Below are 20554 nucleotides of genomic sequence, written 5' to 3'. Positions count from 1 at the left end.
ATTGATGAGAAACAGCACGTACACCCTGAGGCTCTCCGCGGCGGTCGCCACCACGGCCCTGATGCTGACCGCCTGCGGCGGCGCCAGCGAGGGAGAGGATGCGGAGAGTGCAGCCGGCGAAGAAGGCGGCAGCTACTCGATCGGCATCACCCAGATCGTCTCCCACCCCTCGTTGGATGAGGCCCGCGACGGCTTCAAGGCAGCTTTCGAGGACGCCGGACTCGAGGTGGAGTGGGACGAGCAGAACGCCCAGGGCGAGCAGGCGACGGCGAGCAACATCGCCGGCACCTTTGCCTCCTCCGATATGGACCTGATCCACTCGATCGCGACGCCGACCTCGCAGGCAGCGGCTCAGGCCATCACGGACAAGCCGATCGTCTTCTCCTCGGTCACCGATCCGGTGGAAGCCGGCCTGGCGGACTCCTGGGAGGAGCCCGGGGCCAACATCACCGGAGCCTCCGACCTGAACCCGGTCATGGAGCAGTTCGAGCTGCTCCAGGAGATCGCCCCCGATGCCGAGACCGTGGGCATCGTGTACTCCTCCGGCGAAGCCAACTCCGAGGTCCAGGTGGAGCTGGCACAGGAGGCCGCCGAGGAGCTCGGCCTGGAGATTCAGGAGGCCACGATCTCGAACTCTTCCGAGGTCCAGCAGGGCGTGGAATCTCTCGACGTGGACGCGATCTGGGTCCCCACCGACAACGCCGTCGTCTCGGCGCTGGAATCAGTGCTGCAGTATGGCCAGCAGAACAGCATCCCGGTGATCGCCTCCGAGGGTGACTCGGTGATCCGCGGCTCGGTGGCCACCTATGGGCTGAACTACATGGACCTCGGTCGCCAGGCCGGCGAGATGGCCATCCGGATCCTCGAAGACGGGGAGGACCCCGCCACCATGGCAGTGGAGACTCTGGAGGAGCTGGAGCTCGTCGTCAACCCTGAGGCCGCGGAGGCCATGGGTGTCGAACTGGACCAGGAGCTGCTGGATCGCGCCGACGTCGTCGTCGGTGAAGATGTCGACGCCGAGGACCCTGCAGAGGGTGACGAAGCCGCCGAAGAGGAGGAGTGAGCCCCCGCGGGCGAGCTGATTCAACCTCCACGGTCGGCGCGCGTCGACCTTGACCGAAACTGACCATCTGGCCGGGCGCCGGAACAGCCTCACCAGGCTGGACCGGCGCCCGCGGCCTGGGTGGACGTGGACCCGCCGACGGCCGATGACCCGGTCGCGACGACGATTGAGGACACATGATCACTGCATTCGAGCTCGGGCTGATCTACGCGATCATGGCCCTGGGCGTGTACCTGACCTTCAGAATTCTGAACTTCCCCGACCTGACCGTCGACGGCTCCTTCACCTCAGGCGCTGCCACCGCAGCCATCCTGATCACCAACGAAGTCGACCCGTTCCTGGCCACCGCCGTGGCCTTCGTGGTCGGAAGCCTGGCGGGCCTGATCACCGGCCTGCTGCACACCAAGGGAAACATCAACGGCCTGCTTGCCGGCATCCTGACGATGATCGGGCTGTACTCGATCAACCTGCGCATCATGGACGGGGCCAATGTGCCGCTGCTGGGCCAGGACACCGTGATCTCGATGATGCGCGGGTTCACCGGCGTGGGCTGGACCTCCGTGGCCGTGCTCGCCGTCGTCGCGCTGCTCTTCAAGCTGGTGATGGACTGGTATCTGCAGACCGACAACGGTCTGGCGCTGCGCGCCACCGGCGACAACGAACAGATGATCAGCTCCTTCGCCGTCAGCACCGACCGGCAGAAGATCATCGGCCTGATGCTCTCCAACGGGTTGGTCGGCATCGCCGGCGCCGTGGTGGCTCAGCATCAGGGCTTCGCCGACATCGGCATGGGCATCGGACTCATCCTGGTCGGTCTGGCCTCGGTGATCGTGGGCCAGGCGATCTTCGGCAGCCGCACCGTCATCCAGGCCACCCTTGCGGTGATCCTGGGCGCCGTGGTCTATCGGCTGGCGATCCAGTTCGCGCTGAACATCGGGCTGAACCCGAACGACATGAAGCTCATGTCCGCTGTCCTCGTGGTCGCGGCGCTGCTGCTGCCCCAGTGGAAGGGCTTCTCGAAGCTGAGCCTGCGGCGCAAGAGTCGCTCACCGTTGGCGGCCGCCGCTGAGCCGGCGACCACCGACGACGCGCCCCTCCCCCATACCTCGGCACAGAAGGGAGCCTGACATGTTGAAAGTCGACTCAGTCTCCAAGACGTTCTTCCCGCACACCGTCAATGAGCGTCGCGCGCTGGTGGATGTGGACCTTCAGCTTCAGGAAGGTGACTTCGTCACCGTCATCGGCTCCAACGGCGCCGGCAAGTCCACTCTGCTCAACACGGTGGCGGGCCGCATCCATCAGGACGAGGGCGTGGTCTCCCTCGACGGCGTCGATGTCAGCCGGCTCAAGGAGCACCAGCGTGCCGCGAAGGTCGGCAGGGTCTTCCAGGACCCGATGGCTGGCACGGCGCCGAACCTCAGCATCGAAGAGAACCTCTCGCTGGCTGACCGGCGGGGACGTCCCCGGGGCCTGTCCCGTGGAGTGACCAGGGCCAAGCGGGAACGCTTCGCCGAGGCGCTCAAGCAGCTGGAGCTGGGTCTGGAAGACCGGCTCAAGACCAAGGTCGGTCTGCTCTCCGGCGGCCAGCGCCAGGCGCTGAGCCTGCTCATGGCCACCTACTCCGACCCCCGGGTGCTGCTGCTCGACGAGCACACCGCGGCACTCGACCCGCAGCGCGCCGAGCTGGTCACCCGGCTGACCCGCAGCGTGGTCCAGGACAAGGGCCTCACCACCCTGATGGTCACGCACAACATGGTCCAGGCTCTCGAGGTCGGCAACCGGCTGATCATGATGCATGAAGGCCGCATCATCCTCGACGTCGGCGCCGCGAAGAAGGCGCAGATGACCTCCCAGGATCTGCTCGCCGAGTTCGGCAAGCTCAAGGGTGCCGTGGTCGACGACAAGACGCTGCTGCAGTGAAACTCCCGCCTCCATGAGTGCACTGCGCTGTGATTGACCGCACAGTGCACTCATGGAAGAGTGATAGGTGAACGATCGGTCAGTTATTCCTGCGAAAGGCGCATGACGTGGCGATCAGCCCTGCATATCTTGTCTCTGGCACCCGGACCCCGGTGGGTCGCTACGGCGGAGCTCTCTCCTCGGTCCGACCCGATGACCTCGCGGCTCTCGTGGTGCGCCAGGTGGTCCAGGAATCCGGGATCGATCCGGCCGACGTCGACGAAGTCATCCTCGGCAACGCCAACGGCGCCGGGGAGGAGAACCGCAACGTGGCCCGCATGGCCTGGCTTCTGGCGGGATTCCCTGATTCCGTTCCGGGCATCACCGTCAACAGGCTCTGCGCCTCGGGCATGAGTGCGATCGCCCAGGCCCAGCACATGATCGCCGCCGGGGCCGCCGACATCGTCGTCGCCGGGGGAGTGGAGTCGATGTCTCGAGCCCCCTGGGTGATGGCCAAGCCCACCACCGGCTTCGCCAAGCCCGGGGAGGTCGTGGACACCTCCATCGGCTGGCGGTTCACCAATCCCAAGTTCCTGGAGATCGACAAGCGAACCTACTCCATGCCCGAGACCGCCGAAGAGGTGGCCCGGGTGGAGGGGATCAGCCGCGAGGACGCCGATGCCTTCGCCGTGGAGTCGCAGCGCCGGGCCGTGGCCGCCATGGAGGCAGGACGGCTGGCGCGGGAGATCACTCCGGTCGAGGTGCCAGGACGCAAGGGCGCCGTCACCGTGGTGGACACCGACGAGGGGCCGCGGCCTGGAACCACTGCTGAATCCCTCGCGGGACTGCGTCCGGTGGTCGCGGGCGGCAGCGTGGTCACCGCAGGCAATGCTTCCTCGCTCAACGACGGCGGCTCGGCGGTCATCGTCGCCTCTGAGGCTGCGGTGCAGAAATACGGACTGACCCCTCGGGCCCGGGTGGTCGGCGCTGCGAGCGCGGGCGTCGCCCCGGAGATCATGGGGATGGGTCCGGTCCCGGCCACCCGCAAAGTGCTCGAGCGCGTCGGTTGGCGGATCGAGGATCTCGGCGCCGTCGAACTCAACGAAGCCTTCGCCACGCAGTCGCTGGCCAGCATGCGCAGGCTCGGGCTTGACCCTGGAATCGTCAACGCCGACGGCGGTGCGATCGCGCTGGGACACCCGCTGGGCTCCTCTGGTTGCCGGATCGTGCTGACCCTTGCTCGCCGCATGGAGGACGAGGGTGTGGCCCGCGGCCTCGCCACGATGTGCGTCGGTGTCGGCCAGGGCTCAGCCCTGCTGCTGGAAAGGGTGTGAGCCGGTGAGCTCGAACGAGACCCCGACCCTGGATGCCGCCGGCTTCACCACGCTGCGGATCACCGAGACAGCAGATCGGGTGCATGCCCAGCTGGATCGCCCCGAGGTGCGCAATGCCATCGACGCCACCATGATCGCCGAGCTGCACGCCGTCTGCGCGCATCTCGAGCATCACCCCAAGCTGCTGATCCTCTCCGGCACCGAATCCGGAGGCAAGGGCATCTTCGCCTCGGGTGCCGATATCGGTCAGCTCCGCGAGCGACGGCGCGCGGAGGCCCTCCGCGGAGTGAACTCCACCGCCTTCGAGCGTCTCGCCAAGCTGCCCATGCCGGTGATCGCCGCGCTGGACGGATTCGCCCTCGGCGGCGGCGCCGAACTCGCCTGGGCCGCTGACTTCCGGCTGGGCACCCCCGAGGTGAAGATCGGCCAGCCCGAGACCGGACTGGGGATCATCCCCGCCGCAGGCGCGCTCTGGCGGCTGCGCGAGCTCGCCGGTGAGGGCATCGCCAAGGAGATCCTGCTGGCAGGACGCATCCTCGACGCGCAGGAGGCGCTGGACCACGGCCTGCTCAACGCCGTGCATCCGGCTGCCGAGCTGCTCGACGCCGCCCACGCGCTCGCCGATCGGATCGCCAAGCAGGACCCCTTGGCGGTGCGGATCAGCAAGCAGGTCTTCTCCATGCCGCGAGAGGCCCACCCACAGGTGGACAACCTCGCGCAGGCCATCCTCTTCGAGTCCGAGGCGAAGTTCGAACGGATGCAGGCCTTCCTGGACCGCCGCGAGGCCAAGACTGCCGGACAAGCCCCCGAACAAGCCTCCGACGGCGCCTCGGACCAGGACCACGAAGCATCAGAACGCACCTCAGGAGACAACCCATGAGCACCCCCGCCGCTTCGAATCAGACTCTCCCCGCCACGGTCGGTGTCCTCGGCGGCGGCCGCATGGGGGCCGGGATCGGCCACGCCTTCCTGGTGGCCGGAGCCGAAGAGGTCGTCGTCGTCGATGTCTCTGAGGCGGCCGCGCAGACCGCCGCGGCACGGATCACCAAGGACCTCGAAGCCTCGCTGACCCGGGGGAAGATCGAGGGCGAGCTCTCCGACTGGACGGACCGGCTCACCACCACAGCCGATGTCGCCGCGTTCAGCCGTTGCGGACTGGTCATCGAGGCCGTGCCGGAGGACATGAACCTGAAGGTGGAGTCGCTGCGCCGAGCCGAGGCACAGCTCGCGCCAGAGGCCTGGCTGGCCACCAACACCTCCTCGCTGTCCATCAGCTCCCTCGCGGAGCACCTCGATCGGCCCGAGCGGTTCTGTGGGCTGCATTTCTTCAACCCGGTGCCCGCCTCGAAGCTGGTGGAGGTGGTGCTGGCCGAGCACACCGGCGGGGAGCTCGCCGAGCTGAGCCCACGCTGGGTCGAAGCCCTGGGCAAGACCCCCGTGGTGGTCAGGGACGCGCCCGGCTTTGCCTCATCCCGGCTGGGAGTGGCCATCGGTCTGGAGGCCATTCGCATGGTCGAAGAGGGCGTGGCCGCGCCGGCAGACATCGACAATGCGATGGTGCTGGGCTACAAGTTCCCCATCGGCCCCCTCGCGCTGACCGACATCGTGGGTCTGGATGTGCGGCTGGGCATCGCCGAGTATCTCGAATCGCAGCTGGGGGAGCGCTTCGCTCCACCCCAGCTCATGCGCGACATGGTCGCCCGCGGGGAGCTGGGCCAGAAGTCCGGCAAGGGCTTCTACGACTACCCCGAGAGCTGACCCGCGGTCTGGGCCGCAGCATCGACGCCGTTCAGCGGTGCAGTGGCCTGCGCGCCGTCCAGCGGGGCTCACATTGAACGAGGAGCAGCTCAGCGGGGCTCGTCCTGGACGAGCCAGCGCGCGGTCGCCTCATCCAGAATGAGGTCCGTGGGCAGGCCGGCTGCCAGGGCGCCCCGCAGGCCGCTGAGCTTGGCCTCTCCTGAGACGACGCAGATGCGCCGGGGCACGCGCCGCAGCAGCTCCAGCTCAGGGCCCGTGCCCCGTTGGTTGATCAGCAGGTCACGGTGGCTGCCGTCTGCCCGGAAGAACATGGTCGCCACATCGCCGACGACGCGCTCCTGATTCAGGGCCAGAAGGTCTGCGTCGTCGAGGTACCCGCCTGAGTACACGTGACTCGGGATCCCCGAGTTGGTCGACCCGACGCCGAATATCGCCATCGTCATGCGCTCCTGGAGCTCGAGGATCCGGCGCACGCTGCGCTCGGCCCACATCGCCGTCTTGGTCTCTGCATGATCGAAGAAGGCGGGGACGGGGAACTGCTCCACACGGGCGCCGTAGGCGTGGCCGAAGCGCTGCAGAATCTCACTGGCGTAGGCGATCCCGGTCGTCTGGGTGTTGCCGGCACCGTTGAGCTGCACGACGGTGGTGTCGTGGGTCAGCTTGCGCGCCAGGTGCTGACTCACTGCGCTGAGCGTCGAGCCCCAGGCGACGCCGATGACCGCATCTGACTCGACCAGGGGGCCGATGGTGCGAGCGGCTTGAATGGCGACCCGCTCCAGCACCTCGGAATCCCGGACCAGCTCCGAGACCGGCACCACGTGGGCCTCCACCGAGAACCGTCGTCGGATCTCGTGCTCCAAGGAGGGCGCACGGAGCTGCGGATTGTTGACCTGGATCTCCACCAGCCCCGTCTCGCGGGCGGTGGAGAGCAGGCGGGAGACCGTGGAGCGGGAGGTGCGCAGCTCCCGAGCGATCGCGTTCATCGTGAGGTCCTGCAGGTAGTACATCTGCGCCGCACGCAGGGCGTCGCTGCCTCGGGACCGCGACGCTTCTGCGTTGGAATAACGTGCAGCACGATCGCCCCGGTCGGGCTCGGTGGCGGAATCTTCTCCCACAGCACTCCTCATTTCTGCACGTCTGTGCATCAGCATTGACTAATCGTTGCATTCTTTCAAGAGTGAACCCATACGCACTGCGGACACCGATGCAGCACGCGACACCCTGAGGAGACTGTGATGGCCGACACAATTGTGAACACTGGCAAGACCGCGGCACCCGCGGAGCGGAATGAAGTGCGAGCGCTGCGAGAGAACCCTCGCGCGTCCGTGCTGGTCATCGGCGGCGGCATCAACGGCGTGGGCACGTTCCGCGACCTGGCGCTGCAGGGTGTCGACGTCGCACTGGTGGAACGCGGCGACTACTGCCAAGGCGCTTCCGGCGCCTCCTCGCACATGATCCACGGCGGTATCCGGTACCTGGAGAACGGCGAGTTCAGGCTTGTCCGCGAGTCTGTCGTGGAGCGCAACGCGCTGCTGAAGACCGCGCCCCACTACGTGAAGCCGCTGCAGACCACCATCCCGATCTACAGCACCTTCTCGGGCATCCTCGCTGCACCGATGCGGTTCCTCACCCATCGTCAGCAGGGCCAGCCGCGCGAGCGTGGTGCCTTCCTGATCAAGGCGGGGCTGACCATGTATGACTGGTTCTCCCGGGACGGCGGCTCCGTGCCCCGCCACCGCTTCGCAGGTCGCCGTGCCTCACTGGCGCAGCTTCCCGACCTCCGCGACGACGTGCGCTACACCGCGACCTACTTCGACGCCTCCGTGCACAACCCTGAGCGGATGACGTTGGATGTGCTGCGCGACGGGCTCAACGCCAACCCTGACGTGCGCGCCACCAACTACGTCAGCGCAGTGGGACGCAGCGGCGAGGCCGTGACGCTGCGCGATGAGCTCACCGGCGAAGAGTTCCCGTTCACCGCCGACGTCGTCGTCAACGCCACCGGCGCCTGGGTCGACGGGACCAATGACTCCCTCGGCGAGCCCAGCTCATACATGGGTGGCACCAAGGGCTCGCACATCGTGCTGGATCACCCCGCCCTGCTGGCAGCCTGCGCCGGACGCGAGATGTTCTTCGAGAACACCGACGGGCGCATCGTGCTCATCTACCCCATCGAGGATCGAGTCTTGGTCGGCACCACGGACATCGACGTCGATGTCGATGAACAGCCCGTGTGCACCCCGGAAGAGGTCGACTACTTCATCGACCTGATCGGACAGGTGTTCCCGGACATCACCGTCGAACCGGACCACGTGGTCTACAGCTTCTCCGGCGTCCGCCCGCTTCCGAAGCACGATGAGACCCAGCCCGGCTTCGTCTCCCGCGACTACCGGATCGAGCAGCGCCAGGACCGCGTCCAGGATCGTGACGTGACCACGCTGAGCCTGGTGGGCGGCAAGTGGACGACCTTCCGTGCGCTGTCTGAGCACATGACCAACGACGTGCTCGAGGTGCTGGGCCGGCGTCGCGCCGTCTCCACCGCGGGACTGCCCATCGGTGGCGGAAAGGGCTTCCCGAAGACCGCCTCCGCAGAGAAGGCCTGGGTCATGTCCCACGCCGGTGACGGGCTCTCCGCCGAGCGTGTCGAGGGCCTGCTGATCCGCTACGGGGCGCGTGCCAGCGAGGTCATCGACCACCTCCGCGCCGGATCGGACCGGGTGTTCGACTCGACCCCAGAGCTCAGTGAGCGCGAGCTCGCCTACATGGTGGAGCACGAGCAGGTGGGCCATCTGGTCGACGTGCTCATCCGCCGCACCTCCCTGGCCTTCCGCGGACTCGTCACCGCCGAGCTCCTCCGCGAGCTGGGAGACGCTCTTGCCCCGCTGAAGGGGTGGGACGCAGAGACCGTCACCGCTGAGATTGAACGCGCCGAACGAGTGCTGCGCGAGTGGCACAACGTCGACGTCAAGGATCTGGTGGCATAACTCCGACGGGGCGCTCCGCCTCATCGGTTCAACCAAAGAAGAAAAGAATAAGGAAAGGAGCCAAAGATGTCTCTTGAAGTATTTGTCGCTGAGACCTTCGGCACCATGTTGCTGTTGCTGCTCGGCGGTGGCGTCGTCGCCAACGTCGCCCTCCGTGGCACGAAGGGCAACGGCGCCGGGTTTCTGATGGTCAACTTCGGCTGGGGTCTCGGCGTCTTCGCCGGCGTCTACGTCGCGGCGCTCTCCGGAGCCCATCTGAACCCCGCAGTCACGATCGGCCTGCTCGTCAACGGCGATACCGCCACCCTCGGTCCTGATATCGACAAGACGTTCCTCAACGTCGTGCTGTACTTCCTGGCCCAGATGCTGGGAGCGATCATCGGTGCGGTGCTGTGCTACCTCAGCTATAAGCAGCATTTCGATGCAGAGCCTGATGCCGCCACCAAGCTCGGAGTCTTCTCCACTGGCCCGGCGATCAAGTCCAATGCGTGGAACCTGGTGACGGAGATCATCGCCACCTTCGTCCTGGTCTTCGTGATCATCGCCCAGGGAAGCACTCCTTCGGGCCTCGGTCCGCTGGCGGTCGCGCTGCTCGTGGTCGGCATCGGTGCGTCCCTCGGTGGGCCCACGGGCTACGCCATCAACCCGGCACGTGACCTGGGCCCCAGGATCGCCCACGCCCTGCTGCCCATCAAGGGCAAGGGCGGCAGCGACTGGTCCTACGCATGGGTTCCCGTGGTCGGCCCCTTGATCGGCGGTGCTCTGGGTGGTCTGCTTGCCATGGTGGTCAGCTTCCCGGCAGTCAGCTGAAATTCCGAGCAGGTCCGGTGATTCCGTCACGGCCTGCCACTGCATGATCGACTGAGAGAACACTCGAAGAGGAGAACAACATGTCGAAGTACGTCATCGCGATCGACCAGGGCACCACGTCGAGCCGCGCGATCATCTTTGATCACACCGGGAACATCGTGTCCTCGGGCCAGAAGGAGCACGAGCAGATCTTCCCGAAGGCAGGCTGGGTCGAGCATGACCCGATGGAGATCTGGAACAACACCCGAGAGGTCATCGGCAACGCACTGTCCAAGGTGAACCTCACCCGGCACGACATCGCCGCAGTGGGCATCACCAACCAGCGTGAGACCACGGTGGTCTGGGACAAGAACACCGGTGAGCCGGTCTACAACGCGATCGTCTGGCAGGACACCCGTACCCAGCCGATCGTGGATGAGCTTGCCGCCGACGGCGGGCCGGACCGCTTCAAGAAGAAGGTCGGGCTGCCCTTGGCCCCCTACTTCTCCGGCACCAAGATCAAGTGGATCCTGGACAACGTGGAAGGGGCTCGCGCCAGAGCGGAGGCCGGCGATCTGCTCTTCGGCAACACCGACTCCTGGCTCACCTGGCATCTCACCGGTGGCACCGAAAGCGGAGTCCACATCACTGATGTCACCAACGCCTCCCGGACCATGTTCATGGACATCGAAACGCTGACCTGGGATGAAGACATCCTGGAGGCGTTCGGGGTGCCCCTTTCGATGCTGCCCGAGATCAAGTCCTCCTCCGAGGTCTACGGCAAGGTCCACGGCGCGCAGCTGCTGCGTGAGACTCCTGTGGCAGGCATCCTGGGTGACCAGCAGGCCGCCACCTTCGGACAGGCTGCGTTCGAGAAGGGCGGCGCCAAGAACACCTACGGCACCGGCAACTTCCTGATCGTCAACACCGGCGAGGAGATCGTCCACTCCCAGAACGGGCTGCTGACCACCGTCTGCTACAAGCTCGGTGACGCCAAGCCCGTCTACGCGCTGGAAGGTTCCATCGCGGTGACGGGATCGCTGATCCAGTGGCTGCGCGACAACCTTGGGATCATCAAGACGGCCCCGGAGGTCGAGAAGCTGGCCGAGTCGGTGGAGGACAACGGTGGCGTCTACGTCGTACCAGCCTTCTCCGGTCTGTTCGCCCCCTACTGGCGCGGAGAGGCCCGAGGAGCCATCGTGGGCCTGACTCGCTTCGTGAACAAGGGTCACATTGCACGTGCAGCGCTTGAGGCGACAGCCTTCCAGACCCGCGAGGTGCTGGACGCCGCGAACGCCGACTCCGGAGTCGACATGGAGGACCTGAGGGTCGACGGCGGCATGGTGGCCAATGAGGCCCTGATGCAGTTCCAGGCCGACATCCTCGGCATTCCCGTGGTGCGTCCCAAGGTCACCGAGACCACTGCGCTGGGTGCCGCCTACGCCGCAGGTCTCGCGGTGGGCTTCTGGAGCGACACCGACGAGCTGGCGGCCAACTGGGCCGAGGACAAGCGCTGGGAGCCTGCCATGGATGAGGAAGAGCGCGCCCGTCAGCTGCGGCTCTGGAAGAAGGCCGTGACCCGGACCTTCGACTGGGTGGACGACGACGTCAAGTAGTCAGCAGTCACCTGTCTCAGGTGAGTGGAGCGGGCCCGTGGTGATCTCTGATCGCCCGGGCCCGCTCGTGTCTCACGCGATCCTCTCCCAGTTCTAGGAGGAGTGGAGCTCCAGCCCGTGGCGACCGTTCCTGCCGCGATAGGCGGCGGGCTCGGGCGGTGTCCAGCCGCGCAGCGCATCCTCGGCCACGGAGAAGACCTGGACACCGAGCGGGTGACAGTGCTTCAGCTGCTCCTCCGGGCTCGCCGCCTCCGAGCCCCACATGTGCATCGAGAGATCTCCGCCCGGGCAGGTGGAGAGTGCGCAGAGCAGGTCGATCTCGGCGAAGAACTCGAAGAAGTCCCCGGGTCGTGTGGGACAGGTGTCCATGAAGTACTCGCGCTTCTCGTTCAGGCCCGCGAACTGGAAGACATTGAGCACATCGTGGATGTCGGATTCGGTGAGGCCATGGTCCAGCACCGCCCGTGTGAGGTTCGAATGGCAGTGCTGATCGAAGTCCTCCCCGCTCAGCATGCGATTCACGTAGGGATCGCAGCGCGTGCCCAGCAGGTCATGGATGACCTCGGCGTCCGGGTGCTCGGCCATGGAATCCCCGATCACGGTGGCCATGGGTCGCAGGTAGGGGAGCGTGGACCAGAAGCGGTCATAGGTGGTCATGGACGCCCGCTGCAGCTGCCGGGTCCGTGCGGCCCAGAAGTGCTCGCGAGGGTTGTGCAGGTTCCAGAGGTTCAGGTCACCGACCTGAGGCCCTTCCACCGCATGGATCCGCACGATCGACCCGGCCTTGACCTCCCAGGCCTGCCCGGAACGGACCGGGATCTCAAACTCCTGGGTGAGTGCGCGGTCGGCGGAGGCGACGCCGGCGTAGAAGCCGCGATCGGGATCGAGCGGTCCACCCGGGAGTGACTGGTAGGCCGCCGGCTGCTCATAGCTCCGGGGGGTGCTGCGGTCTTCGGTCATGCTGTCTCCTCGAAGGTCTGGCCACGAGCCTCCATTCCTACTACCCCGCGGCCCGCACCGCATCTCCTGGACTAAGAGCAAGGGGCCGGCGTCGACAGCTCGTGTCGACGCCGGCCCCTCCTGGCTCAGCTGCATCCAGGCAGAGTCGAGGGCTACAGATCAGCCAGCGCGGAGCTCGGGTCCTCCAGGCAGGTGGCGACAAAGTTGAGGAACCCGCCGGCGGTGCCGCCGTCGCACACCCGGTGGTCGAAGGCGATGGTCAGCGTCGCGACCTTGCGCACTGCCAGCTCTCCGTTGACGGCCCAGGCGCGGTCGAGGATGCGACCGATGCCCAGGATGCCCACCTCAGGATGGTTGATGATCGGTGTGGCCCCGTCGGAGCCGAAGACCCCGTAGTTGTTCACCGTGAAGGTTCCTCCAGTGAGCTCGCGCCCGGAGATCGACCCCTCGCGAGCCTCGCCGACGAGCCGTCCGATCTCGGTGTGCAGCCCGCGGGCCGAGAGACGCTCGGCGTGCCGGATGACAGGCACCACCAGACCGGCCGGAGTCTGCGCCGCGAACCCGAGGTTCACCCCGTCGAAGTGCACGATCTCCTGAGTGCCGTCCTCGCGCTCCTCGAGCCGGGTGGCGAGATCCGGATAGCGCGAGAGCCCCGCCAGCACGAATCGACTCAGCAGGGCCAGCAGCGAGGGCGCAGCGCCGCCATCTCTGGCCGCCTGTTCCTTGAGGCGGGCACGCAGCGCGAGGACCTCGGTCATGTCCACGTCCTGCCAGACGGTCGCCTCGGGGATCTCGCGGCGTGAGCGTGAGAGCGTGGTGGCCACCGCCTTGCGCATCCCTGACATCGGGACACGCTCGCGCACCTCGAGACCGCCGGGAGCGGCCGCCGTCGTGGAACCAGGCCCGGACTTCGACGAGGTTGCTGGCTCAGCAGACGCCACTGCCTTTGAAGACGCAGCCGGAGTCTCGGTGGCCTGCGACTGATCCGCTGCTGCGCGGCTCTGCGCGGCGGGAGTCTCCTGCTCCGAGGAGGCGTTGATCGCTGCCCGCACATCGGCGCGCAGGATCATTCCGTCCGGACCGGAGCCGCTGAGTTCGCCCAGCGGAACCGAGTGCTCCCGTGCGAGGCGGCGCACCAGCGGGGAGGAGACCCGAGGGGCCTTCTGTTGAGCCGCCTTCTGCTGGGGGGCCGGGGCGGCTGCCGACGCGGCACCCGAGCCGCCCTGTGCGGTCTCACCACCGCCGGCCTGTGCGGTCTGACCACCGCCGCCGGCAGGGGTCTGCCGAGACGCACCGTTGCGCCTGCGTCGTCGTCGGCTGTTCGAGGAGGTGGAGGTGCCGTAGCCGATCAGGACGTTGCCCGAGCCCTCCTCCTCGGGGTCGGAGACCTCTCCGGTGGCGGGGGTCGTGCCGGCGCGCTCCTCCTCGCGGTAGCTCAGCGCTCCGGCGTCCTCGGCGGCAGCGGTCGGGGAGGCGTCGTCGCTCGAGTCGGCGGCGCCACCGCTGGAGTCAGCGACACCCTCGAGGCCGCTCTCGTCGTCCACGGTGATCAGCGGCTGGTCGACGATCATGGTCTCGCCCACGGCGCCATGGAGCGTGGTGACGACCCCCGCGTAGGGGGAGGGCACCTCGATCGCGGACTTGGCGGTCTCCACTTCGGCGATCGGCTGGTCCACCACGATCGTCTCGCCCTCGGCCACCAGCCAGCTCAGGAGCGTGGCCTCGGTGAGTCCTTCACCCAGATCGGGCAGATTGAACGTGGTCATCTCAGTCCTCCCACTGCAGTTCGTCGAGAGCGTCCAGGATGCGGTCCACGCTGGGCAGGTGGTGCTCCTCGAGCTTCGGCGACGGATACGGAATGTCGAATCCGGTCACGCGCTTGACCGGGGAGGAGAGCGAATGGAAGCTGCGCTCCTGGATCCGGGCCACGATCTCCGCGGCCACGGACACGAAGCCCTGCGCCTCGGCGATCACGATGGCGCGTCCGGTCTTGGCCACCGTGGCGGCCAGCGCGGCGTCGTCGAAGGGGACGATGCTGCGCAGGTCCAGGACCTCCGCGGAGATCCCGTCCTCTGCGGCGGCGTCGGCGGCCTTGAGCGCGGTGGACACACTGGGCCCGTAGCTGATGAAGGAGACGTCGCTGCCCTCCCGGACGACGACGGCGCGGCCTTCGGCTCCGACTCCGGCGGCCTGCGCCGAGGGATCCTCTGCGGCGGTCTCGTACTGGTTCCGCAGCGCGCTGAGATCCACGCTCTCCTTGGTCCAGTAGAGCTTCTTCGGTTCGAAGAAGACCACCGGGTCAGGAGAGTCGATGGCCTCGCGCAGCATCAGGTAGGCGTCGCTCACCGTGGCCGGGGTGTAGATCTTCAGTCCTGGGGTGTGCGCGTAATAGGCCTCGGAGGAGTCACAGTGATGCTCCACTCCGCCGACGCCGCCGCCGTAGGGGATGCGGATGACCATGGGCAGGCGGACCCGCCCGCGGGAGCGGTTCGCGGTCTTGGCGATGTGGCTGAAGATCTGTTCCAGCGCGGGATAGGCGAAGGCGTCGAACTGCATCTCGATGACCGGGCGCATGCCGTTCATGGCCATGCCCATGGCCATTCCGGCGATGCCGGATTCGGCCAGCGGGGTGTCAAAGCATCGGCCCTTGCCGAAGCGCTGGGTCAGCCCGTCGGTGATGCGGAAGACGCCGCCGAGCGTGCCCACGTCCTCTCCGAAGACGCAGACCGAGGCCTCGCGCTCCATGGCATCGGACATCGCAGTGTTCAGCGCGGCGGCGAAGGTGGTGGGCTTGGCGGCCGTCGCGGTCTCGGCCGCTGCGGGCATGGTGGTCGTGGTGGCCATGGGTCAGCCCTCCTGGTTTCGAGCGAGCTCATCGGCCAGCTGGGCGCGCTGTTCGCGCAGCTGGGCGGTGGGAGCGGAATAGACGTGGTCGAAGATCTCCAGCGGGTCCATGGCCGGTTCGGTGGTCATCGCGAGCCGCAGGGCCGCGGCGACCTCCTCGGCCTTGCCGCTGATGCGGGTCTCGGCATTCTCATCGAGCACGCCCCGGTCGGTGAGGAAGGTGCGCATGCGCTGCAGCGGATCGCGCTGCTTCCACTGCTCGACCTCGTCGGACTCGCGGTAGCGGGAGTCATCATCAGCGTTGGTGTGGGCCTGCATGCGGTAGGTGATGGCTTCGAGCAGCAGCGGCATCGAGTGCTTGCGAGCAAGGTCGACGGCGCGGCGCAGCGTGGCCAGCACGGCCACCATGTCGTTGCCGTCCACCTGCTCGCCCGCCATCCCATAGCCGATGGCCTTGTGGGCCAGCGAGGGCGCGGCGGTCTGATGAGACAGCGGCACCGAGATGGCGTAGCCGTTGTTCTGCACGAAGAAGACCACGGGGACCTCGAAGACGGCGGCGAAGTTCAGCGCCTCATGGAAGTCGCCCTCACTGGTGGCACCGTCCCCGCACATGGCCAGGACCACGGTGTCCTCTCCGCGCAGCTTGGCCGCATGGGCGACGCCGACGGCGTGGAGCAGCTGGGTGGTCAGCGGGGTCGACATGGCCGAGATCTTGTACTGCAGCGGGTCATAGCCGCAGTGCCAGTCCCCGCGGAAGGAGACCATGACTTCCAGCGGGTCGACGCCGCGACTGATGGTGGCCACGGTGTCGCGGTAGGTGGGGAACATCCAGTCTCCCTCGCCCAGTGCGAGCGCGGCACCGACCTGGCAGGCCTCCTGGCCGTGGGAGGAGGGGTAGACGGCAAGCCGACCCTGCCGGACCAGGGCGTAGTTCTGGTCATTGACGCGGCGGCCCACCACCAGGGCCTCGTAGGCTGCGAGCAGCGCGTCATCTTCGGGGATGGGGTACTCGTGTCCCGGGCTGGTGCCCTGTTCCTCCTCGGGAATCAGTCTCCCGTCAGGGCCGAGCATGCGGATCTGCTGGGCGGCCGGGAGCATGTACTGCTCCGGCGTGATGCCGAAGCTGCTGCTGGTGTCCCGGATGTGGGAGCCCTGTTCGGTGGACCCCGGCGCTGTATCGCTGGTCATGCCCAGCCTCCTCAAAAGACGTCAATTGCACGTGTGGTGCATCACACTCTTGGTATGAGTGTGGCCCAGCTCACCTTCCCGGGGCCATCGGCGCGGCAGATCCGAGACGGGGTCCGCCGCGGGGAGGCTGTGGCTGGACGAACTGCGTGATCGGGCTGGAGAGGCGCTGGTATCGTCCAGGACTATGGGCCAGGGACAAGACAGACCGACAGAACGTGACATCTCGCTGGACTCCGTGGATCATCAGATTCTGCATGCGCTCAGCGTGGACGCCCGTCAGTCGGTCTCGGCGATCGCCGCCGGACTGCACCTCTCCCGCGCGAATGCCTACGAGCGCATCTCCCGCCTGCGTCGATCGGGAGTGCTGGAGGGCTACACCGCCGTGATCGATTCCCGCGCCGCCGGGATGGCCACGGCCGCCTATGTCTTCCTCACGCTGAAGCAGGATGACTGGGAGGTGCTGCGCGGGGCGCTCGCCGATGAGCCTGCCGTGCGACATCTGGCTCTGGTGGGAGGCCAGTACGACGCCGTTCTGCTGGTGCGCACCCGGACCGTGGAGGAGCTTCGCCGGGTGATCTTCGAGCGGATCCAGTCCCTGGCGTGCGTGCAGTCCTCACAGACGGCGTTGATCTTCGACGATCACACTCAGCATGAGCACCCAATGCCAAGGAGGCAGTCATGAGCTTTCGCGCAGCACTGATCCAGCAGACCCTGGACAAGGGGCGAATCCAGGAGCACCAGGCAGAAATGGTCGACCTCGAGGACCATTTCCTCGACGACTCCGGCGGGGACGCCCCGGTGGACATCGCCGTGCACTACTCCGGGATCAACTACAAGGACGGGCTCGCGCTGGCGGGCAAGCCCGGGGTCGCCCGCACCTCTCCGCTGATCCCCGGCATCGATCTGGTCGGGGAGGTGACCGCCTCGGCGGACCCAGCGTTCACTCGCGGTGACGAGGTGGTGCTCACCGGCGGCGGCATCGGCGAGTCAGCTCACGGCGGACTCGCCCAGCGTGCCCGCGTCTCGGGCCAGCACCTGGTGAAGCTTCCCGCGGGGCTGACTGCGCGCCAGGCCGCGGCGATCGGCACAGCGGGGTTCACCGCGATGCTCTCGGTGCTCGCGCTTCAGCGCGGGGGAGTGCGGCCTGAGGCGGGCGCCGTCGTCGTCACCGGCTCTGCCGGGGGCGTGGGATCGGTGGCGATCGCGCTGCTGGCGAAGCTCGGCTACCAGGTGAGCGCGGTGACCGGGAGGGCAGACACCCAGGGTGAGTACCTCCGGCGCCTCGGTGCCAGCGACCTGCTGGACCGCGCCGAGTTCGCCGAGCCCGGAGCCCCGCTGCAGAAGCGCCGCTGGGCCGGCGGCGTGGACTCGGCAGGCTCAGCCACGCTGGCGAACATCCTCTCCCAGACCGAGGACGGCGGCACGGTCACCAGCTGCGGGCTGGCGCAGGGTCACGATCTGCCCACCACCGTGATGCCGTTCATCCTGCGCGGAGTCACCCTCGCCGGGATCAACTCCGTCACCGCGCCACAGGCGCTGCGCGAAGAGGCCTGGAGGCGGCTGGCCACCGACCTGCCCCTGGAGCTGCTGGATGAGATGACCCAGGAGATCGCTCTGGACGGGGTGTTCGAGCAGGCTGAGCAGATCCTCGCCGGCCAGGTTCGTGGCCGCACCGTGGTGAACCTCGGGGCTGATCTCGAGCGGCTCAGGAGTCGCTCCGGGGCGGCTCCGGGGTGGGGCTCCGTGTGTGGGGTGTCACATCCACGCTTCTCGCGTTAGGATGAGACAAATTACCGACCGATCGGTCAGTTGTGCCGCGGTCTGTTCCACTGTCACCGAGAGGACCCCATGGCTGCCCTTGACACTTCTGCGGCTCCGCGCCTGCTGCCCAGCTACATCCAGGATTCCTGGTGGACCCCGGAGAGCCCGGAGCGGGCCAGTGACATCCTCGACGCGTCCACCGGCGAGCCGGTCTGCCGGGTCTCCACCGAGGGGTTGGACACGGCCGCCGCCGTCGCCCATGCCCGTTCCTCGGGTCAGGCCAGCCTGGGGCAGCTGACGATCCACCAGCGCGCGCTGCGGCTCAAGCATCTGGCTGCCTACCTCCACGAGCACCGCGAGGAGCTCTACGAGCTCTCCGACCGGACCGGCTCCACCCGTCGGGACCACCTGATCGACGTCGACGGCGGCATCGGCACCATCCGCACCTTCTCCTCCAAAGGTCGCAAGGAGCTGCCCAACGCCAACGTCATCGTCGACGGGGCGGTGGAGCAGCTCTCCCGCGACGGATCCTTCCTGGGTGAGCACATCTACACCCGGCTGACCGGTGTGGCGGTGCAGATCAACGCCTTCAACTTCCCCGTCTGGGGGATGCTGGAGAAGTTTGCCCCCAGCTTCATCGCCGGAGTCCCGACCATCGTGAAGCCGGCCTCGCAGACCGCCTACGTCACGCAGGCCTGTGTGCGGCTGATGATAGATTCCGGGCTGATCCCCGCCGGCGCGCTGCAGCTGATCTCCGGATCCGCCCGTGACCTGCTCGATCACCTGGACCACCGCGACCACGTGGCCTTCACCGGTTCGGCGAACACGGCCCAGCTGCTGCGCTCCCATGACAACGTGGCGAACCAGGGCGTGCGCTTCACCGCGGAGACCGATTCGCTCAACGCCGCCATCCTCGGTCCCGACGCCGCACCGGACTCCGTGGAGTTCGAGGCCTTCATCAAGTCGGTGACCCTGGAGATGACCGCGAAGACGGGACAGAAGTGCACCGCGATCCGCCGCGTCATCGTGCCCTCCGCGCAGGTGGATCCGGTGGTCGAGGCGCTGCGTGCTCGGCTCGAGTCCCGCGTTGTCCTCGGCGATCCGCGCGACGCCGACACCACGATGGGTCCGCTGGCCTCCACGGATCAGCGCGACGAGGTCGCCCGGGCGGTGGACGCGCTGGTCAGCGCCGGAGGTGCGGTCCGCGTGGGCGGACCCGAGTCCGGCACCGGATCGGCCGATGCGTCGCGGGGCGCGTTCTTCCCTGCCACCGTGCTCTCCTTCGCCGAGCCCCGCACCCCTGCGGTGCATTCGGTGGAGGCCTTCGGGCCGGTCACCTCGGTGCTCGGCTACGCCGATGTCGACGACGCCGTGGACCTCGCCGCGCTCGGCGGTGGGTCCCTGGTGGCCACGGTCTGCACCCACGACCCTGAGATCGCGGCGGAGTTCACCCGGGGGATCGCCTCCCATCACGGACGTGTGCTGTTCCTCGACCGCGACGACGCGAAGACCTCCACCGGTCACGGCTCCCCGCTGCCGCACCTGGTGCACGGCGGGCCCGGACGGGCCGGCGGCGGCGAAGAGCTCGGCGGCATCCGCGCGGTGAAGCACTATATGCAGCGCACCGCGGTCCAGGGCTCGCCCGATCTGCTCACCGGAGTCACCGGGGTCTGGCACCGCGGCGCGAAGGCCGTCACGGCCATGCCGGAGACCGTGGCCGACGGCTCGGCGGTGCATCCGTTCCGCAAGTCCCTGGCGGAGCTGCGTATCGGCGATCAGTTCGCCTCGGGTCTGCGCACCGTGGCTCTGGAGGACATCACCGCCTTTGCCGAGTCCACGGGTGACACCTTCTACGCGCACACCAATGAGGAGGCGGCGACCGCGAACCCGTTCTTCCCGCGCCGGGTGGCCCACGGCTACCTGCTGGTGGCCTGGGCGGCAGGGCTCTTCGTGGAGCCTGCCCCGGGACCGGTGCTGGCGAACACCGGTCTGGAGAACCTCTCCTTCCAGACCCCGGTGACCTATGACGACTCGATCCGGGTGACCCTGACCGCGAAGCAGATCATCCCGCGCGAGACCGACGACTACGGCGAGGTCCGCTGGGACACGGTGCTGCACAACCAGCACGACGAGATCGTGGCCACCTATGACGTGCTGACCCGCGTGGCGAAGGAGAGCAAGCCCGAGTGGGTCTGAGCCGCCGTCGTCGTCGGTGATCGCTCGGTTTATCTCCTGGTCGAGCGCTCTGGCGTGCCCCTCTGATCGGCCGCAGTGATCAACCCGCGGCCTGGGATCCTCATGCCCGCGGGCAGGACGCGGTATTGTAGTTCGCTGAATGACATTCAGCTGGACTTGAGG

17 protein-coding genes are annotated in these 20554 nt (G+C 67.4%); 12 read left to right on the top strand and 5 right to left on the bottom strand.

The genetic code is table 11. From position 1 onward, the window contains the following. Positions 1-4 precede the first annotated feature (4 nt). The 6 genes from H4W26_RS06505 to H4W26_RS06480 all read left to right on the top strand — a co-directional run bounded on the left by H4W26_RS06505 (position 5) and on the right by H4W26_RS06480 (position 6054). Positions 5-1063 carry an ABC transporter substrate-binding protein gene (locus H4W26_RS06505; RefSeq protein WP_192591285.1) on the top strand — a complete coding sequence of 353 codons (1059 nt, stop codon included), beginning with the start codon at positions 5-7 and terminating at the stop codon, positions 1061-1063. A gap of 176 nt (positions 1064-1239) precedes the next feature. Beyond that, on the top strand, positions 1240-2190 hold the full coding sequence (locus H4W26_RS06500) for an ABC transporter permease (RefSeq protein WP_192591284.1): 951 nt from the start codon (positions 1240-1242) through the stop codon (positions 2188-2190). Between the two features lies 1 nt (position 2191). Next, on the top strand, positions 2192-2983 hold the full coding sequence (locus H4W26_RS06495) for an ABC transporter ATP-binding protein (protein WP_192591283.1): 792 nt from the start codon (positions 2192-2194) through the stop codon (positions 2981-2983). Positions 2984-3090: 107 nt separating this feature from the next. Continuing rightward, entirely contained in the window at positions 3091-4296 is a 1206-nt protein-coding gene (locus H4W26_RS06490; RefSeq protein WP_318779791.1) for a thiolase family protein, read from the top strand. 4 nt (positions 4297-4300) lie between these two features. Next, positions 4301-5176 carry an enoyl-CoA hydratase/isomerase family protein gene (locus H4W26_RS06485; RefSeq protein ID WP_318779790.1) on the top strand — a complete coding sequence of 292 codons (876 nt, stop codon included), beginning with the start codon at positions 4301-4303 and terminating at the stop codon, positions 5174-5176. Next, a complete protein-coding gene (locus tag H4W26_RS06480; RefSeq protein ID WP_192591282.1) occupies positions 5173-6054 on the top strand; it encodes a 3-hydroxyacyl-CoA dehydrogenase family protein in 882 nt (293 codons plus the stop codon). Before H4W26_RS06485 ends, H4W26_RS06480 begins: the two co-directional genes overlap by 4 nt. 89 nt (positions 6055-6143) lie before the next feature. Here H4W26_RS06480 and H4W26_RS06475 read toward each other — a convergent pair whose 3' ends face one another. Further along, positions 6144-7061, bottom strand: coding sequence for a sugar-binding transcriptional regulator (locus H4W26_RS06475; protein WP_225939889.1), 918 nt, complete (start codon positions 7059-7061; stop codon positions 6144-6146). Between the two features lie 228 nt (positions 7062-7289). Here H4W26_RS06475 and H4W26_RS06470 point away from each other — a divergent pair, with 228 nt between their 5' ends. The 3 genes from H4W26_RS06470 (at position 7290) to glpK (ending at position 11443) form a co-directional block, all read left to right on the top strand. Further along, positions 7290-9038 (top strand): glycerol-3-phosphate dehydrogenase/oxidase, encoded by a 1749-nt coding sequence (locus tag H4W26_RS06470; protein WP_192591280.1) that lies wholly within the window; start codon positions 7290-7292, stop codon positions 9036-9038. Positions 9039-9104: 66 nt separating this feature from the next. Then, on the top strand, positions 9105-9848 hold the full coding sequence (locus tag H4W26_RS06465) for an MIP/aquaporin family protein (protein ID WP_192591279.1): 744 nt from the start codon (positions 9105-9107) through the stop codon (positions 9846-9848). An 80-nt stretch (positions 9849-9928) separates the two neighbouring features. Then, complete coding sequence (gene glpK, locus H4W26_RS06460) at positions 9929-11443, top strand: glycerol kinase GlpK (protein WP_192591278.1); 1515 nt, start codon at positions 9929-9931, stop codon at positions 11441-11443. 93 nt (positions 11444-11536) lie between these two features. Here the strand turns inward: glpK and H4W26_RS06455 are convergent, their stop codons facing one another. The 4 genes from H4W26_RS06455 to pdhA form a co-directional block, all read right to left on the bottom strand. Beyond that, on the bottom strand, positions 11537-12403 hold the full coding sequence (locus H4W26_RS06455; RefSeq protein WP_192591277.1) for an urea carboxylase-associated family protein: 867 nt from the start codon (positions 12401-12403) through the stop codon (positions 11537-11539). A 152-nt stretch (positions 12404-12555) separates the two neighbouring features. Next, positions 12556-14169: a dihydrolipoamide acetyltransferase family protein gene (locus H4W26_RS06450; RefSeq protein WP_192591276.1), complete on the bottom strand. Its 1614-nt coding sequence runs from the start codon at positions 14167-14169 to the stop codon at positions 12556-12558. A gap of 1 nt (position 14170) precedes the next feature. Next, complete coding sequence (locus H4W26_RS06445; protein ID WP_192591275.1) at positions 14171-15247, bottom strand: alpha-ketoacid dehydrogenase subunit beta; 1077 nt, start codon at positions 15245-15247, stop codon at positions 14171-14173. A gap of 3 nt (positions 15248-15250) precedes the next feature. Continuing rightward, on the bottom strand, positions 15251-16435 hold the full coding sequence (pdhA, locus tag H4W26_RS06440; protein ID WP_192591274.1) for a pyruvate dehydrogenase (acetyl-transferring) E1 component subunit alpha: 1185 nt from the start codon (positions 16433-16435) through the stop codon (positions 15251-15253). A gap of 235 nt (positions 16436-16670) precedes the next feature. Here pdhA and H4W26_RS06435 point away from each other — a divergent pair, with 235 nt between their 5' ends. The 3 genes from H4W26_RS06435 to paaZ all read left to right on the top strand — a co-directional run bounded on the left by H4W26_RS06435 (position 16671) and on the right by paaZ (position 20392). Next, complete coding sequence (locus H4W26_RS06435) at positions 16671-17117, top strand: Lrp/AsnC family transcriptional regulator (RefSeq protein WP_318779789.1); 447 nt, start codon at positions 16671-16673, stop codon at positions 17115-17117. After that, entirely contained in the window at positions 17114-18214 is a 1101-nt protein-coding gene (locus H4W26_RS06430; protein ID WP_192591272.1) for an MDR family oxidoreductase, read from the top strand. Before H4W26_RS06435 ends, H4W26_RS06430 begins: the two co-directional genes overlap by 4 nt. Before the next feature lie 69 nt (positions 18215-18283). Continuing rightward, a complete protein-coding gene (gene paaZ / locus H4W26_RS06425) occupies positions 18284-20392 on the top strand; it encodes a phenylacetic acid degradation bifunctional protein PaaZ (RefSeq protein ID WP_192591271.1) in 2109 nt (702 codons plus the stop codon). Positions 20393-20554: the final 162 nt, after the last annotated feature.

It is taken from the genome of Nesterenkonia halotolerans (assembly GCF_014874065.1).
Classification (GTDB): domain Bacteria; phylum Actinomycetota; class Actinomycetes; order Actinomycetales; family Micrococcaceae; genus Nesterenkonia; species Nesterenkonia halotolerans.
The sequence above is the reverse complement of the archived record's forward strand: the minus strand, read 5'-3'. Positions and strand labels throughout refer to the sequence as shown.

Excerpts from the sequence above, each read along its gene's own strand:
- H4W26_RS06465 (WP_192591279.1), top strand. The coding sequence starts at position 9,105 with ATGTCTCTTGAAGTATTTGTCGCTGAGACCTTCGGCACCATGTTGCTG.
- H4W26_RS06475 (WP_225939889.1), bottom strand. The coding sequence starts at position 7,061 with ATGTACTACCTGCAGGACCTCACGATGAACGCGATCGCTCGGGAGCTG.
- H4W26_RS06505 (WP_192591285.1), top strand. The coding sequence starts at position 5 with ATGAGAAACAGCACGTACACCCTGAGGCTCTCCGCGGCGGTCGCCACC.
- paaZ (WP_192591271.1), top strand. The coding sequence starts at position 18,284 with ATGGCTGCCCTTGACACTTCTGCGGCTCCGCGCCTGCTGCCCAGCTAC.
- H4W26_RS06480 (WP_192591282.1), top strand. The coding sequence starts at position 5,173 with ATGAGCACCCCCGCCGCTTCGAATCAGACTCTCCCCGCCACGGTCGGT.
- H4W26_RS06450 (WP_192591276.1), bottom strand. The coding sequence starts at position 14,169 with ATGACCACGTTCAATCTGCCCGATCTGGGTGAAGGACTCACCGAGGCC.
- H4W26_RS06455 (WP_192591277.1), bottom strand. The coding sequence starts at position 12,403 with ATGACCGAAGACCGCAGCACCCCCCGGAGCTATGAGCAGCCGGCGGCC.
- H4W26_RS06470 (WP_192591280.1), top strand. The coding sequence starts at position 7,290 with ATGGCCGACACAATTGTGAACACTGGCAAGACCGCGGCACCCGCGGAG.
- H4W26_RS06495 (WP_192591283.1), top strand. The coding sequence starts at position 2,192 with ATGTTGAAAGTCGACTCAGTCTCCAAGACGTTCTTCCCGCACACCGTC.
- pdhA (WP_192591274.1), bottom strand. The coding sequence starts at position 16,435 with ATGACCAGCGATACAGCGCCGGGGTCCACCGAACAGGGCTCCCACATC.
- H4W26_RS06445 (WP_192591275.1), bottom strand. The coding sequence starts at position 15,247 with ATGGCCACCACGACCACCATGCCCGCAGCGGCCGAGACCGCGACGGCC.
- glpK (WP_192591278.1), top strand. The coding sequence starts at position 9,929 with ATGTCGAAGTACGTCATCGCGATCGACCAGGGCACCACGTCGAGCCGC.
- H4W26_RS06500 (WP_192591284.1), top strand. The coding sequence starts at position 1,240 with ATGATCACTGCATTCGAGCTCGGGCTGATCTACGCGATCATGGCCCTG.
- H4W26_RS06430 (WP_192591272.1), top strand. The coding sequence starts at position 17,114 with ATGAGCTTTCGCGCAGCACTGATCCAGCAGACCCTGGACAAGGGGCGA.